General features: G+C 28.2%; 13 protein-coding genes. 5 read left to right on the forward strand and 8 right to left on the reverse strand.

What is annotated here, in order from left to right; all coding sequences use genetic code 11:
- Positions 1 to 28 precede the first annotated feature (28 nt).
- The 6 genes from H0I30_RS01860 to H0I30_RS01885 form a co-directional block, all read right to left on the reverse strand.
- On the reverse strand, positions 29 to 1,207 hold the full coding sequence (locus H0I30_RS01860) for a hypothetical protein (RefSeq protein WP_218772617.1): 1,179 nt from the start codon (positions 1,205 to 1,207) through the stop codon (positions 29 to 31).
- A 60-nt stretch (positions 1,208 to 1,267) separates the two neighbouring features.
- Entirely contained in the window at positions 1,268 to 3,718 is a 2,451-nt protein-coding gene (locus H0I30_RS01865; RefSeq protein WP_218772618.1) for a M1 family metallopeptidase, read from the reverse strand.
- A gap of 118 nt (positions 3,719 to 3,836) precedes the next feature.
- A complete protein-coding gene (locus H0I30_RS01870; protein ID WP_218772619.1) occupies positions 3,837 to 4,433 on the reverse strand; it encodes a DUF4252 domain-containing protein in 597 nt (198 codons plus the stop codon).
- A gap of 76 nt (positions 4,434 to 4,509) precedes the next feature.
- Complete coding sequence (locus tag H0I30_RS01875) at positions 4,510 to 5,040, reverse strand: DUF4252 domain-containing protein (protein WP_218772620.1); 531 nt, start codon at positions 5,038 to 5,040, stop codon at positions 4,510 to 4,512.
- A 44-nt stretch (positions 5,041 to 5,084) separates the two neighbouring features.
- On the reverse strand, positions 5,085 to 5,555 hold the full coding sequence (locus H0I30_RS01880; RefSeq protein WP_218772621.1) for a hypothetical protein: 471 nt from the start codon (positions 5,553 to 5,555) through the stop codon (positions 5,085 to 5,087).
- Complete coding sequence (locus tag H0I30_RS01885) at positions 5,542 to 6,051, reverse strand: RNA polymerase sigma factor (protein ID WP_218772622.1); 510 nt, start codon at positions 6,049 to 6,051, stop codon at positions 5,542 to 5,544. Before H0I30_RS01885 ends, H0I30_RS01880 begins: the two co-directional genes overlap by 14 nt.
- 159 nt (positions 6,052 to 6,210) lie before the next feature.
- Here H0I30_RS01885 and H0I30_RS01890 point away from each other — a divergent pair, with 159 nt between their 5' ends.
- On the forward strand, positions 6,211 to 7,665 hold the full coding sequence (locus H0I30_RS01890; RefSeq protein ID WP_218772623.1) for a S41 family peptidase: 1,455 nt from the start codon (positions 6,211 to 6,213) through the stop codon (positions 7,663 to 7,665).
- Positions 7,666 to 7,771: 106 nt separating this feature from the next.
- Here the strand turns inward: H0I30_RS01890 and H0I30_RS01895 are convergent, their stop codons facing one another.
- Entirely contained in the window at positions 7,772 to 8,665 is an 894-nt protein-coding gene (locus H0I30_RS01895) for a DUF72 domain-containing protein (protein WP_218772624.1), read from the reverse strand.
- 3 nt (positions 8,666 to 8,668) lie between these two features.
- Positions 8,669 to 9,622 carry a patatin family protein gene (locus H0I30_RS01900; RefSeq protein WP_218772625.1) on the reverse strand — a complete coding sequence of 318 codons (954 nt, stop codon included), beginning with the start codon at positions 9,620 to 9,622 and terminating at the stop codon, positions 8,669 to 8,671.
- 326 nt (positions 9,623 to 9,948) lie between these two features.
- Between H0I30_RS01900 and H0I30_RS01905 the strand changes: the two genes are divergently transcribed.
- From H0I30_RS01905 to H0I30_RS01920, 4 genes are all read left to right on the forward strand, one after another.
- Entirely contained in the window at positions 9,949 to 10,239 is a 291-nt protein-coding gene (locus tag H0I30_RS01905) for a hypothetical protein (protein ID WP_218772626.1), read from the forward strand.
- A gap of 75 nt (positions 10,240 to 10,314) precedes the next feature.
- Positions 10,315 to 11,130, forward strand: coding sequence for a GLPGLI family protein (locus tag H0I30_RS01910; RefSeq protein ID WP_218772627.1), 816 nt, complete (start codon positions 10,315 to 10,317; stop codon positions 11,128 to 11,130).
- Positions 11,131 to 11,144: 14 nt separating this feature from the next.
- Positions 11,145 to 13,817: a hypothetical protein gene (locus H0I30_RS01915; RefSeq protein ID WP_218772628.1), complete on the forward strand. Its 2,673-nt coding sequence runs from the start codon at positions 11,145 to 11,147 to the stop codon at positions 13,815 to 13,817.
- 38 nt (positions 13,818 to 13,855) lie between these two features.
- The gene (locus H0I30_RS01920; protein WP_218772629.1) at positions 13,856 to 14,914 is read left to right on the forward strand and encodes an oxidoreductase; all 1,059 of its coding nucleotides are present in this window, start codon (positions 13,856 to 13,858) and stop codon (positions 14,912 to 14,914) included.
- The last annotated feature ends 44 nt before the right edge of the window (positions 14,915 to 14,958 follow it).

Below are 14,958 nucleotides of genomic sequence, written 5' to 3' on the forward strand. Positions count from 1 at the left end.
TAAAACAGGAGTTTTCATAATGTTTATTTTAATTTCTAAACTTATTACGCGAAATAATATGCTTTAACCTCTCCTTTAAATCTGTTCCTGTATCGTATACCATTTGTTCATTTGAAGGAAAATGGACCGACCTTAACTTTGTTAAATTAAAAAACGATTTATCTAAAGCTCTTCTATCACCATCATAATTAGCATAACTATGCTCAAAAATAAATTCGCTTTCAATAGGAAAGCTTTCTATTAATTGATCAGTAGAATTATTATAAAACTTAACAACCCCGATTACTTTGCTGCTCTTAGATTGCGTAAAACGGTATAATTTACATCTAATATTTTTAAAATTATCAACCTTAATTTTATTACCTAAACTATCTTTAACGTAAACACCTTTAGTGTTTTTTAAATACTTAAAACCATCTTTTAGTTGTTTCTCTTTTATAATTTCTTTTTCATGAATTTGTTCAGGAGAGATATCAATTCTTCTAAGATTAAGTTCTAAATCAAAATCGTAGTTAATTTGTTTGTTTTTTCTAGAATGATAAACCGTCCATAAATCATCTAAACCATAAGTATCCATTGCCAATAAATCATTTTCTAATCTTCTTGGTATTATTTGATTGGTTTCATTACTTACTGATAAAAAAACATAATCGGTTCCTTTAACATGAGCTTCTTCTATTAATTTTCTGGTGTTTTTATAATTCGAATTAATCTTATCTAAGTGCTGTAATTCATTAAAAGCGCTTCTATAATTCATTTTGTTACGACGACCTTCTTTTAAGAATGCTACTCCGTTTTTATATAAAAAATCAGAATAATTTTCTTTAGACTGAATAATATTATTGTCGTAATTCGTTAATTTAAAACGTGTTTTTTTTAAAGGCAATAAAGGTTTTATCTTTTCTTGTCTGTTATTTAAACGATTATATAAATCATAAATAGTTTTTAAGTTTTCAGCGTTGTTTTCCTTCTTTAAAAAGGCAATTTTAGATAGATCTCTATCACTTGCTTTTTTAAAAGCATTTTGTAACATTACAACATAAGGCTGGTTTTTTTCTTTAAACTTATCTTTAGCCAAGTTTTTAATAGATAATGCTATTGCTTTATCGTAATCTCCTGAATTAATTGCTTTTTCAGTTGTTTTAATGCTACTACAAGAAATTGCAACAAAAGCTATAAAGATTAACTGTAAGGTAATTTTTTTCATGTATTTCAGTTTGTTTAGAGTAGGCAATTATAATGCCAATATATTTATTTTTTTATCTATTTACTCTAATAATTTTGCCATTGCTAATTTAACAATTTCAATGTTGTTATTTTTGTTTGGTTGGTTTTCTGTCTTTTGTTTTTGCACTACTTGACGTAACAAATTTATACCTACTTTATCGAAATTGTATTGTTTGTACTGAATTCCTTTCGAAACAATATCATCCGTTAAGTTTTTAATAGCAGCTGTATTATTACTTTTTGCTATTTTTTCATAAGCCTTTTTATACAAGGTTTGTATTTTTTTATTCTGACTTAAATACATACCTGACATTACATTGCTTGCTATAAAAGTTAATTCATCATCATCATTTTCTTCTAAATAAATGCGTGTTAAAGGCGTTGCAATAATCTTTTTAACCGCATCAGGTAAAGTTTTAGATTTTGCAATAGCCAACGTTTTATCTACATAATACATTCCTACTAACGACTTTCCTAAAACAGCATACGACTTACTTGTTAAACCTTTCTCAAAAACAGCTTTTAACTCAGGATCAGTTAATTTACCTAAGGTTTCTATAGCTGCTGCTTGTACAAGTGTTTTAGAATCGTTGTTTGCAATTTGCTTTATTGTTTCTATCTCTCTTTTTTTAGAATTCTTGTTTACCAAATTAATGTTTTCTAACGCTAATATTCTAATTTTATAAAACTCATCATTCATTGCATTGGCAATCGCATCAAAAGCTTTGGTATCGTCTTGCTGTCTTTTTGCAACTTCTATCAAAGCTTCTTTTTTATGCATGTAACTGTCTGCATATTTTAATTGATGAATATAATCACTCAATATTTTATTTTCAATTACGTCACATAACAAAACACCGTTAGCATTTACCTGAATTAAATCTGGCTGTTTTCTAAACGGAAAAGTAAAAGAAGCCTCTTTGCTTTCTACAAAAACAGTATGTCTTGTTCGTTTACTTCCTTCAAAGATATCTATCGCAAAAGGAAATTTAAACTCGTAATCTTGGTTCTGAATAATATTTACAGTAACCGTTTTTCTTAATTTATTAAAATCATAAGATATTTCTAATTGTGGATGCCCATTATTAAAATACCATTGATTAAAAAACCAATTTAAATCTTTTCCACTAACTTTTTCGAAAGCCAATCGTAATTGATGTGCTTCACCAGTACCGTATTTATTTGTAGTTAAATAATTGTTTAAACCTGCATAAAAAGCTTCATTTCCTAAATAATTACGCAACATATGTAAAATTGCGCCACCTTTGTTATAACTAACCGCATCAAACATATCTTCTTTGTCTTGGTAGTTAAAACGCACTAAATGTTTATCAAAATTTTGACCATTTTTATAGGTTTCAGTATCTTCTAGCAAATGAGCATCTGCATCATTTTTTCCATATTTATATTCACGCCATAAATATTCGCTATAGTTTGCAAAACTTTCATTCACGGTAAGATTACTCCAACTCTCTGCGGTTACTAAATCGCCAAACCAATGATGAAAAGCTTCGTGAGCAATTGTATTTTCTTGTATGTTTTCATCAATTAATTGCCCTGGCATTTGGTAGGCATTTTCTCCGTGAATAACAGCGGTAGTATTTTCCATAGCGCCACTTACATAATCACGCCCAACAATTTGCGCATATTTATTCCAAGGATATTCGATACCAGTAATTTTAGAGAAAAAAGCTAACATTTCTGGTGTTTTACCAAAAATTTCCTTCGCATAAGGAGCGTATTCTTTTTCTACATAATAATCTACCGGAATATTTTTATACGTATCCTTAACAATCTCATACTCTCCTACTCCCATAAAAAATAGATACGGTGCATGTTTTTGTGTGAAATTCCAATAATCGGTTCTTGTTCCGTTTGTATTAGTTATTTGACTTTCTAACTTACCATTAGAAAGTGTTACATACTTATTAGGAACAGTAATATAGATTTCTTGTGATGTTTTCTGATTTGGTGCATCTATTGTTGGAAACCAACAACTACTTGCTTCGGTTTCACCTTGTGTCCAAATTTGTGTTGGTTTGTTTTTATCCAAACCAGTTGGATTTATAAAATACAATCCTTTGGCTGATGTAATCGCTGCACTCCCTTTTTGTTGTACTTTCTCTGGACGAGCTGTATATTTTATATAAATGGTAAATTCTTCATTTCGTTTATATATGCGAGGTAAATCGATTATCAACTTATAATTATCGTAATTATAGTCTAACACTTTAGCATTCATTGTTATTTTATGAATAACCATTGCTTTAGCATCTAACGTTAATTTACCTGTTTCATAAAAATGAGGTTTTACTGTTAGCCATGTTTCCCCATTCAGTTGTTTTTCTTTAAAGTTAAAATCAACCTTTAATTTTGTGTGAATTAAATCGTGAATTTTATCTTTTTCTCCTCGATACGTATTCTCTACTTGCGCAAAAAAGGATACCGTAAAAAGTACAACTATTAGTGTAAGGGTTTTTTGAAACTTCATAAATACTTTCGTTTGAGCATCAAAAATAAGCAAATCTATTGGGAGGCTTGTTAATGAGTCGTTAAAAAGAAAAAGCCATCAATAAATTGATGGCTTTTAGTTATTTTATACTAGTTTTTTAGTTAGAAGCTTCTACTGTATCTTCTTCAGTAACTTGCTTTTTATTTTTCATTGGTATTGTATTCCCTAACAGCGCTTTAAACTTACTTAAATCTAAATCACCACCATCTACTTTTGCTTTCTGCATCATCTGCATAATCTTACCAGGATTCATATTGTCACCTAAAATACGTGCAATACCTACTCCCATTTCTTTACCATAACCAAAGGCAATAATTTCATCTACAGCATCAGTTTCACCTGAATAATAGATTGTAGCATGCATACCATCTTTTTTAAAGTTGATTAATTTTTTATAATCAGATCCTTTTAAAATATCTTTTAACTTTCCTTTTTCCTCTTCATAAGTTGCTTCATCAGCATCTTTATAAGGTAAACCCGTTAAGTTTACTTTGCGAATGCTTTCGAATGCTTTTTTATCTTCTTCGGATGCTTTATCCATACTTAACTGTAGTATGCTCGCAGGAACATCTAAAGTTATAAATCCTTTTTTATCTTGACTGTCTACTAAATAACTTTGCAATGAAGCTTCTTTTTTACATGAAACTGTTACAAATGAGATTGCTAGTAATGAATATATAAATAGTTTTTTCATTGTATTTTTTATTTTTGAATTGGTTAAAAAAATAGGGTTAAAAAATTTATTTCTTAACCCTATATTAAAGAAAGTATTACTTGCTACTAACTTTTACTTTTACATTATTATCTTTCGAAAATGTTTCTGCTAGTTTCGACATTTTATTAATATCGATAGTTCCTGTTAAAGAAACAATAACCGATTCTACTCCACCTTTTTTAGATCCTTTATCTTTTACGAACATTAAAACTTCACTAACAAAATCTTTGTTTTTTGTAGTTCTAACGTAAATTTTAACTCTAGAATCCTTGTCTTTAATACGCATTAATTCGGTTAAATTACTTTTACTTACGGCAGATTTTACCATGCTTTCCATTTGCGAAGCAACACTTGTATTTTCTGTAGTAAATATTTTTAACTCATTTAATTCTTTTACTATATTAAAAACTTCAACAGCTTCATTATCTTCTGAACCTACATTAAATTTCGATAGCATTTCAAAAGCGTCTTTGTTTACAACTACTGATGAAACGTCGTCTATATCTTCTAACTTATCAAATATTGATTGTCCGAAACTTAAGTTTGCCGTGAATACGAATGCGAATATTATAATTATTTTTTTCATGATTGTCTTAATTTATAAAGTACTTGGTTTTACTTTTTTTGTTATTAATTTACTTTGCTTATTACTTTGTTTACTGTTTTTTCGTAGGTGTTTAAGTATTGTAAAGCATCAGTTCCTTTGTTTAAGTTGTTTGAAACCGCATATAATGCGTCGTTTCCTTTGTTTAAATTGATTGAAAGCAGTTGCAACGCTTCTGTTACTTGCGCAAACTTTTTTCTTTGCTGATGTTCTTGGTACTTTTCATTACCTACAAATACACTAAATAGTAAGACTACTGACGCTGCTACCGATAACCATTTCCAGTTCTTCTTAGGTTTCTCAGGTTTTAACTGAATGGTTTTGGTAAACGTTTCGTCTTTACTTTGTTTAAAATAACCAAACAACATACTGTACTCTTGCAAATGCGGCGCCACGTTAGGCGACGTAAAATACTCTTGAAGTATTTGCTCTTCTTGCAAAGTAGTTTCTGCGTTAAGGTATTTTTCTACTAATTTATCTATGTTAGCTAACTCCATAGTTGTGTTTTTTTATTAATTCTTCTCTAATTGTCTTTCTTGCTCTTGATAAGGCTACTCTAACAGCAGTTGGTTTCATATCTACCATTTTACATATCTCATCAAAATCATATTGTTCTACATCTCTTAATTGAATAATTGTTTTTTGTTGTTCTGGTAATTTATCAATCAATTTGTGTACTAAACTTACACTGTCATTATATTCTACTTTTTTATCTAAAGACGTTTCTTTTTCTTTATAATTACTATGAACCAATGTTAAATTACTTGCCTGCTTTGATTTTAAACGATCATAACAATAATTTTTTGTCATCGTCATTGCAAATGCTTCTACATTTTTATAGCCCGACAGTTTTTCTTTGTTCCTCCATAATTTAAAAACCAGTTCTTGTGTAGCATCTTCAGCTTCTTCGGTAGAAACTAAAAGTCTTTTTGCCAAACGAAAGACCTTGTCTTTAAATGGTAGTACAACTTTTAAAAAGTCTGATTGATTCATGGTTTAGTTAGTTAGTTTTGTAAACTTAGTATTAAAACACCGTCTTAACTATCAGGTTTACATAACTACGACGAGGTAGTTGTAAGTTTGTTACATCAAAATCTAAAAAAATAATATTAATCATTAAATTGCGTTGATATTAAAGCTAATATATTCCTTATGAAAATACTTAAAGCCTCTCTTATTGTTTTTTTACTACTATCAATAGTTTCTTGTAGTGAAAAAGATGACACGCCTACCGATGTTCAAATTCAGAATTTTGTTTGGAAAGGATTAAACGCTTATTATTTATGGCAAAGTGATGTTCCTGATTTATCAGACAGGCGTTTTAATAACGATCAAGAATTGTATAGTTATTTATCTGAAGCAGGAAGTCCGGAGAATTTATTTAACAATTTATTGTTTTTACCTAATGAGTACCCAAAAGACCCGAACAGAACTTATTCTTGGATTGTTGATGATTATATTGCTTTAGAAGAATCTTTTGAAGGTACGCGTCAAACAACAGGAATGAAAGTTAGAGGAGCTGATTTTGCAGATGGTTCTAATAATTATTATGTGTATGTATACGATGTGGTAAAAAATTCTGATGCAGAAACCAAAGGTGTTGTTAGAGGAATGCTAATTACCGAAGTAAACGGAACCTCTTTAACAAGAGCTAATGTAAATTCGCTTTTTAGCACTGATTCTTTTACGGTGGGATTGGCCGATTACAATGCAGGAAACCCTGTTAGTAACGGAACAACGATTACATTAACTAGAGCTACAATAACAGAAAACCCTATTAAAGAAGCAAAAGTAATTGTTGATGGTGGCAATACTATTGGTTATTTAATGTACAACCAATTTTCTAGTGATTTTGATGGTGAATTAAATGCGGAATTTGCAAAGTTTAAATCACCACTTATTACCGATTTAGTAATCGATTTACGATACAACGGTGGTGGTTCTGTGCAAACGGCTGTATATTTAGGAAGCATGGTTACTGGTCAGTTTAAAGACCAATTATATGCTAAAGAAGTATGGAATAGCAAAGTGTTAGCTGCAATAAACCCTGAGTTTTTAATTAATAACTTTACAGATAAAATTTTAAATAAAGATAGTAATGGTAATGTTGTTTTAAACGAGACTATTAACAGTTTAAATTTAAACACCATCTATTTTATTGTATCAGAAAATACTGCTTCGGCATCAGAACTAATTATAAATGCACTTTCTCCTTATATTGATGTAAAATTAATAGGAGCGCAAACTTATGGGAAACATGTAGGTTCTATTACTTTATACGATTCTGACGACTTTAGAAGAAATGGCCCTAATTTTAAAACAAATCATACGTATGCAATGCAACCAATTGTTTTAGAAATTCAGAATGTAGATGGCGAAAATAAGCCTGATGGATTTACTCCCGAAGTGCTTATGGAAGAAGATCCTGGTAATTTGGGTGTAATTGGTGATCCTACGGAACCTTTATTAGAAAGAGCTATTCAATATATTACCACAGGTGCTAAAGGAGTTTCTTTACCTAAAAAAATAAATACCAACTATAGGCCACAGTGGAATTCTAACATGAAATACAGTGATTATAACAATATGTATATCGATTTAAAGTAAATCAATTTTGTCAACCTGAACTTGTTTCAGGTTATGATCATAACATATAGTATTATAAATTTTTAAATAAGTGAAAAATCCAGCTTTAAAAGCTGGATTTTTCACTTTACAACAAGCTCATTTGTTGCTGAATATTTTGATTCGGAACTTTTAAATCTGTTTCTAGTTCTTTGTTTAATTTTTTAATAAAATAAGCTGCTAACAAAGGGGATTCCTCTTCTATATTCTGATGAATAAAAAAGTGTATGTTTTTTAATCCTAAATCGCTCCATTCTTTTAAGCGATGCACCCAAGCATCTAAACGTTCATAATCCGACGGATGATTTGCTCCTACAAATCGTATAAAAGCTTCGTTATTTGTTAAACTCATATGCAACATATCGCGCCTACCCGATGTGTCAACTAATATGTTTGCTATGTTATTTTCTTGTAGTAATTGAGTAAATTCATCAAAAACAGTAGAGTTTGAAAACCATTCTTCATGCCTAACTTCTATCGCTAACGGAATTCCTTTTGGCCAACTAATTACAAAATTTTTAAGTGTATTAAAGTTTTCTGGTCCAAAATCAGCATGCATTTGTAAAAAAATAGTTCCTAGCCTATCTTGTAAATGTGCTGAATTATCTAAAAAAGAGTTTACAAAATCTTGAGTGCCTTGCAAGCGTTTAAAATGACTAATATCTTGTGTTAGCTTCGGAAAAAACTTAAATCCTTTAGGTGTTTTTAATTTCCACTTTTCAAACTGTTCTGCAGAGAAAAGACGGTAAAATGTAGCATTTAATTCAATTGAATTAAACTGTTTCGAATAATACCCTAATTCATCTTTTGTTCCCTTCGGATAAAATCCTTTTAAGTCGGCTTTATTCCATTTAGCACAACCTACATATATATTAGACTTTTCTACATCATCAAAAGAATTTAATAATTTTATTGTTCTCTCGTGAGTGCAGGGCAATGAAAAATCTACTAACTCTGGCAACTCTACTTTTCCGAACTGCATATTTTATCTATTTTCTAAACCCTCTTCTATTTCTTGATTCTCTACCATTTCTGGTCTAAATTGACTCATTTTTTCATCGTCTAGTCTTTTTGCATACAGATAACCTGATGTCCACCATTTTTTCATTTTTTCTTTATCAAAAACCAATGAATTTGTTGTTAAAACTGTTGGCGTGTAATATAAATTAAGCTTCACATCATTATGCTTTGCTGATAACTTACCTATGGTAATATTATGTCTTTCTACATTTTCGAGCATAAAATCAAAAACATCTAACATTAACGAAAACGGATTTTTAGCATGCATTCTATTAATTTGCGTAACCTCTGTTTCTAGAATAATAGCATCTATTTCTTTGGCTCCTCTTAAAATTGCTTCTCTAATTGGTACTAAACTACCAAAACCTCCATCTGCATATTGGCAACTGTTTTTTTCTAACAAACTCATAAAAGGTACATAATTACACGAACCCCAAATCCAATCACAAAAATCATCATAACTACATTCAGAAATAGCTTTGTATTCTATTTGATTTGCTGTTAAGTTAGACACTGTTACGACAACTTCTTTGTTGTTTTTTCGAATTTCTTCATACATTTCTCGCGTAACATTCTTCTTTATAAGTTTTCGCAAATTTTTACTCTCTCCAAAAGTTTTTCTGCCGTTTAAAAAATTCCAAAAAGTATTTATGTGGCGAATAGAAATAACTTTTTCTCCATGAACTTTTGTTATTTTAAAAGGGCTGTTACTAAAAATAGAATTCTGATTTACATTGGTATATAATTCTTTTAAAGCGTCTAGTTTTTTTAAAGCTAAGTGAGAAACCATTAAACTTCCTGTAGAGGTTCCTAAAAACAAATCATAATCATTTTTCTTTTCTTTCATCAAAAACTCAACTACACCGCCTGCAAATGCTCCTTTGCTTCCACCTCCAGAAATTACCAATGCTTTTTTCATATAATTGATTTGATTTTATCTATTTTTAGTTTTGTAAAAATAGATAATATTATTCAGTAGAAGATATTTATAAAAAATAACATTTTATTTTGCTTTTTGAGTTTTTTTTTTTTTTAGATTTGAAAACTTTTAAATAGAATCTGATCAATTCTGACTTAAAAATTGCCGGTAGAAAAAGAATGTATATATAAATTGCGACCATTCTTTTTTAAATTATTCTAGATACACTTATACTTTAGAAAAACGTTTTTCTAAAGTATAAATATTGTTTTAAATGCAATAAATGTTGCATATAAATTTATTAACTAATTTAAAAAACACAAATAATGAAAAAAATAATATTTACTTTAGCTTTTATGCTAGTTAGCTCTATAACTTTTGCTAACAATTCTGTAAAAAAAGAAGAAATTAAAACTGTTAAGGTTGAGTTAATGAATAACAAACAAGCAGACATGTGGATGTCTACTTGTACTAGAACTGTTACTAATAGTGATACAGGTGAATCTTACACAGTTAGCGGTCTTGGTTTTGGTAGTTCACGAGCATCAGCTAGAGCTAATTGTCATTCTAATTCACTAAAAGTAGCTAATGATTTAGTAAGCGAATTAGGGAATTAATAATTAAAAAAATGTTAGGGAGGTATAAGGTTATTTAAAACCTAACCTCCTTTTTTTTATAAAACTAAAATTATTATGATAAAAAAAATATTTGCATTATGTCTTATTATAGTTGGTATTAATTCTATCTATTCACAACAAGATTCTATAAGTGTATATCAAATACAATACGAAAGAACATTGAATCTAGATCATCTATACAATCCTTTAGTAGCTACTTATGAATATACCAAATTTATTGAATATAATAAATCAATTTACAAGAAAAAAAGTAATGTTAAAAAATCAAATTCCTCTTTAGTAAAAGAAAAAGATAATGATTCTCCTATATTTTTTAATTTATCAGGCAAGAATGTTGGTACCGTTTTTAAAAATTATGGTAAAAATGAATTTTTCTACAAGCACCAGATAATAAATAAACCCTTTGTTGTTAAAGACAGTTTAACTATTTTTAATTGGGCTATTAAGAATAAAAAGAAAGAAATTTTAGGTTTTAGTTGTCAATTGGCTTCTATGGATTTTAGAGGAAGAAAATACGAAGCTTGGTTTAGCACAGAACTTCCTGTTGGAGGCCCTTGGAAATATGATGGTTTACCTGGTATGATTTTGGAGCTTAAATCTACCGATAATTTTATAGCCTTTAAAACTATTAGTATTAAAAATAATAAAATTAAGTTAGGCGCATTAAAGAATCCTTTTAAAACAAAAAAAACACTTACTTGGGATCAATTTAAGGCGTTATATAAGAAAAAAGCTCTCGAACTTTTCACCTACCAAACAGACAAACATCATCTAGGTACAGAAAGCTCTAGGGGTGGTATTGAAATGTACATAAGTGAAGATGATAGAGAATATAATAAAGCTTTAAAAGCACATCAAAAGAAACAATAAATTACTTATTAAAATTGAGTACAAAAGATAAAATTACGTTTATTCTGTTTCTTACTTTTTTTGGTTTAAAATTTAGTTATTCCCAAATAATAAAAGGTACAATTTCAAACATTAAAGGAAACCCTTTAACTGCTAATATTCTAATAAAAACACCTAATAATATTGAAACTATTAGTGAATTTATTTTAGTTAATAAGGGTAAATTTTCTTATCAATTAAAGAAGAAATATAATACTACTGGTGTAGTTTTAGAAGTTACTGCTGCAGGTTATACTCCTTATGAAAAAATTATAAAACCTTCAGAGTTTAAAAAAATTATAAATTTAAAATTTATATTACTAGAACAAAAAATTGAAAAACTTGATGAAGTTGTTATTGAAGCTAAAAAAAAGTTTACAATTAAAAAAGACACCGTTACTTATAAAGTAGCAGCATATAAAGATGGTACAGAAAGAAAAGTAGAAGATTTATTAAAAAACTTACCTGGTGTAGAGATAAATGATAGCAATGGCATCATTAAATATAAAGGAAAAACTATTGAAACGGTTACTATTGAAGGAGATAATTTATTTGATTACAATTACAGTATTGGTACTAAAAATATTAATATAGATTTAGTTAAAGAAATTGAAGCTATAGAGAATTACTCTGAAAACAGTTTACTTAAAGGTATTGAAAACAGCAATAAGGTTGTTTTAAACCTGAAATTAAAAGAAAACAAAACAGATTATTCACTAAGTACCGATTTAGGAATTGGAGATTTTCCTGACTCAAAAAAAACTCCGTTAGATGTCTCTGCTAATTTATTAGGTATCAATAAAAAACACAAATCATTTGCCATAGTAGCATACAATAATATTGGAGAAAATGCATCCCCTTTTAATTACTTTAATAATCAACTAAATTTAGAGCAAATTAAAGAGCTTAAGTATTTAGCTGAAAAAATAATACCCGAATTAACTTTACTACAAGTTACAAACAACAATTTATCTAATATAAATAATCAGTTTTTTGGTAACTTAAATAGCATTTATAGTTTTTCTAATAAAATAAAAGCTAAAGTAAATTTATATTCTATTTCGGATAAAATTGAAAGTAGTCAATTTTCAGAAAGCAACATAGAAATTAATAATCAAGTTTTCAATACTTTTGATAATCAATTTATTCAAAAAAGACCTGTACAATATAGAGGAGATATTGAATTAAAATATAACACTTCAAAATCATCATTATTAAAATATGATATCAGCATAAGAGATGAAGTTATTAATAATAACAAAACTATATTCTCTAACCAAAGTGATGACTTTCTTTCATATTCAAAATTCAAAAACATATTTCTTAAACAAAACCTAGAATACACTAAAAAAATATCTGATAAAAAAGTATTGCAATTAAATTTAGTAAATACAATAAATACTGTTGATCAAAAGTTAAACATTGAACCTTCTGTTTTTAACAGAAACGAATATGAAAAAGATATTCAAAATCTTAATTCAAAAAAAAGGCATACTTCTTTTAAAGCCATTTTACTTGGTAAAAAAAACAATAATAAGTACACGTTTTCAGTAGGAACTAACTTAATAAATCAAAATCTTAATTCTAATTTATTTAGTCAAAACAGTACACAAAATTTATCTATTGCAAATAGTTTAAATAATGTAAACTATACAAAAAATGAAATTTACAATCATGCTTCGTACAGTTTTAAGTTAGGAAAAACATCTATAACACCCAATTACTCCTTAAAATATTTATATCAAAATTTAAACGAAAATAACACATCATTAAATTCTGGAATAGTTGTCTTTGAACCTTCAATTAATATTAGATATAAAATAGATAGAACATCTTCATTAAGTTTAAATTCGGGGTTAAACAAAGATACTTCAGTTATGAAATATTTATTTTCTAATCAAATATTAATAGATAATAGAATTGTAAAAAATAACATCCCAAATATATCTTTACAGAATAACCAAGCATTTAATTTATTCTATTCAAAAAATGATTTATTTAATCAATTTCAATTATATATAGGTGCAAATTATATAAAACAAAAAGGAAACTTTTTTAATAATACTTCCATAAACGAAAATGCTACTAAAACTACAAACTTCTTTCTACCTGAAAGCACCGAAAATATTGCTTTAAATTTTAATGTTTCTAAGTTGATACCTGCTTTAAAAACTAATTTTAAAATTACTTCAGCTTATTCTATTTTTAATTATAAAAATATCATTAATAATTCAGAACTTAGAAATAATAAAAGTAAGTTTTCAACCAATAGTCTTTTTTTTAAAACAGCATTTTATATACCTATAAATATAGAAAACAAGACTACATATGTGCTGCAAGAAAATAAAAGTACCAATAATATCTTTTTAAATAAATCTTTAGAAAATAAACTAAAATTAATTTTTAAACCATCTAAAGAAATTTCTGGTTCAATTTCTTATAATTATTTTATACCTTCTTTTAAAGATAAAAAAAATAATTACTCATTTTTAAATTCTAAAATATCTTTTAGACCCAAAAATAAAAATTGGCAATTTAGTTTATCTGGTGTTAACCTCTTAAACGAACAGTTTTATACTCAAAAAAATACTACTGATATTTCCAGTGACACTTTTCGTTTAAATATACTTGAAAGACACTTTTTATTTAATTTTTCATACTCTTTTTAAAGTCATTTAATTAAATTAGTGATCTTAAAACTACAAAAATGAATCGATTATTTGCCTTTTTTCTATTAACTGCCTTAACAATTTCTTGCAAAAAAGAAAACTTACCCAGAACCCTAAAAAAAATAAATATCACCGAGTTTAAAAGAGATAGCGCAAGTATTAGAGCTATTTATCCAATAAATAAAACTAGTTTGTATTACGCTAGTTCAAATGGTGTGATTGGTTTTACCAAAAGCAATGGAGACAAGTGGGGTGAAAATTCTTTTATTAATATTAAAGATAATGACACCCTTATTCCTAATTTTAGAAGTATTACTTATAACGGAACTGCTGTTTTTGCGTTAAGTATTGGCAACCCTGCATTATTATATAAATTAGATAACACTAAAAAACAAACCACTTTAGTTTACAAAGAAGCACATGAAAAAGTATTTTACGACAGTATGAAATTCTTTGCCGATGGTAAACACGGAATCGCAGTTGGTGATCCTACCGAAAATTGTGCTTCTATTATTTTAACTTCGGATGGTGGAAATACCTGGAACAAATTGTCATGTGATAATTTACCTATTTTTGAAGAAGGTGAAGCTTTTTTTGCTGCAAGTAACACCAATATAAAAATTATAAATAATACCGTTTGGATTGCTTCTGGAGGCACTAAAGCAAGAATTTTAAAATCTACTGACTACGGAAATACTTGGCAAATTTATGATACACCTATAATTCAAGGTAACGGGCCACAAGGAATTTATTCTATCGATTTTTATGATGAAAATAACGGAATTGCCATTGGTGGTAATTATGCAAAACCAAACGACAACTGTGCCAACAAAGCCATTACTTCTGATGGTGGAAAAACTTGGACGTTAGTTGCCGATAATCAAAACCCTAATTATAAAAGTTGTGTGCAATATGTACCTGATACTAATGGTAAAGAAGTTTTTGCTGTCGGTAAAACCGGAGTATCATTTTCTAATGACGGCGGACATACTTGGACGGAAGTAAGCAATGATTCTTATTATGCTATTAAATTTGTTGACAAAAACACAGCATGGTTATCTGGCAATCAAAAAATTGGAAAGCTAGTCTTAAAGTAATCTTAATTATTTGTTAAAACGTTATCTGCTCATTATTAAATAAA

Origin of the sequence: Tenacibaculum sp. AHE14PA (genome assembly GCF_019278465.1) — a bacterium.
Lineage (GTDB): Bacteria > Bacteroidota > Bacteroidia > Flavobacteriales > Flavobacteriaceae > Polaribacter > Polaribacter bernardetii.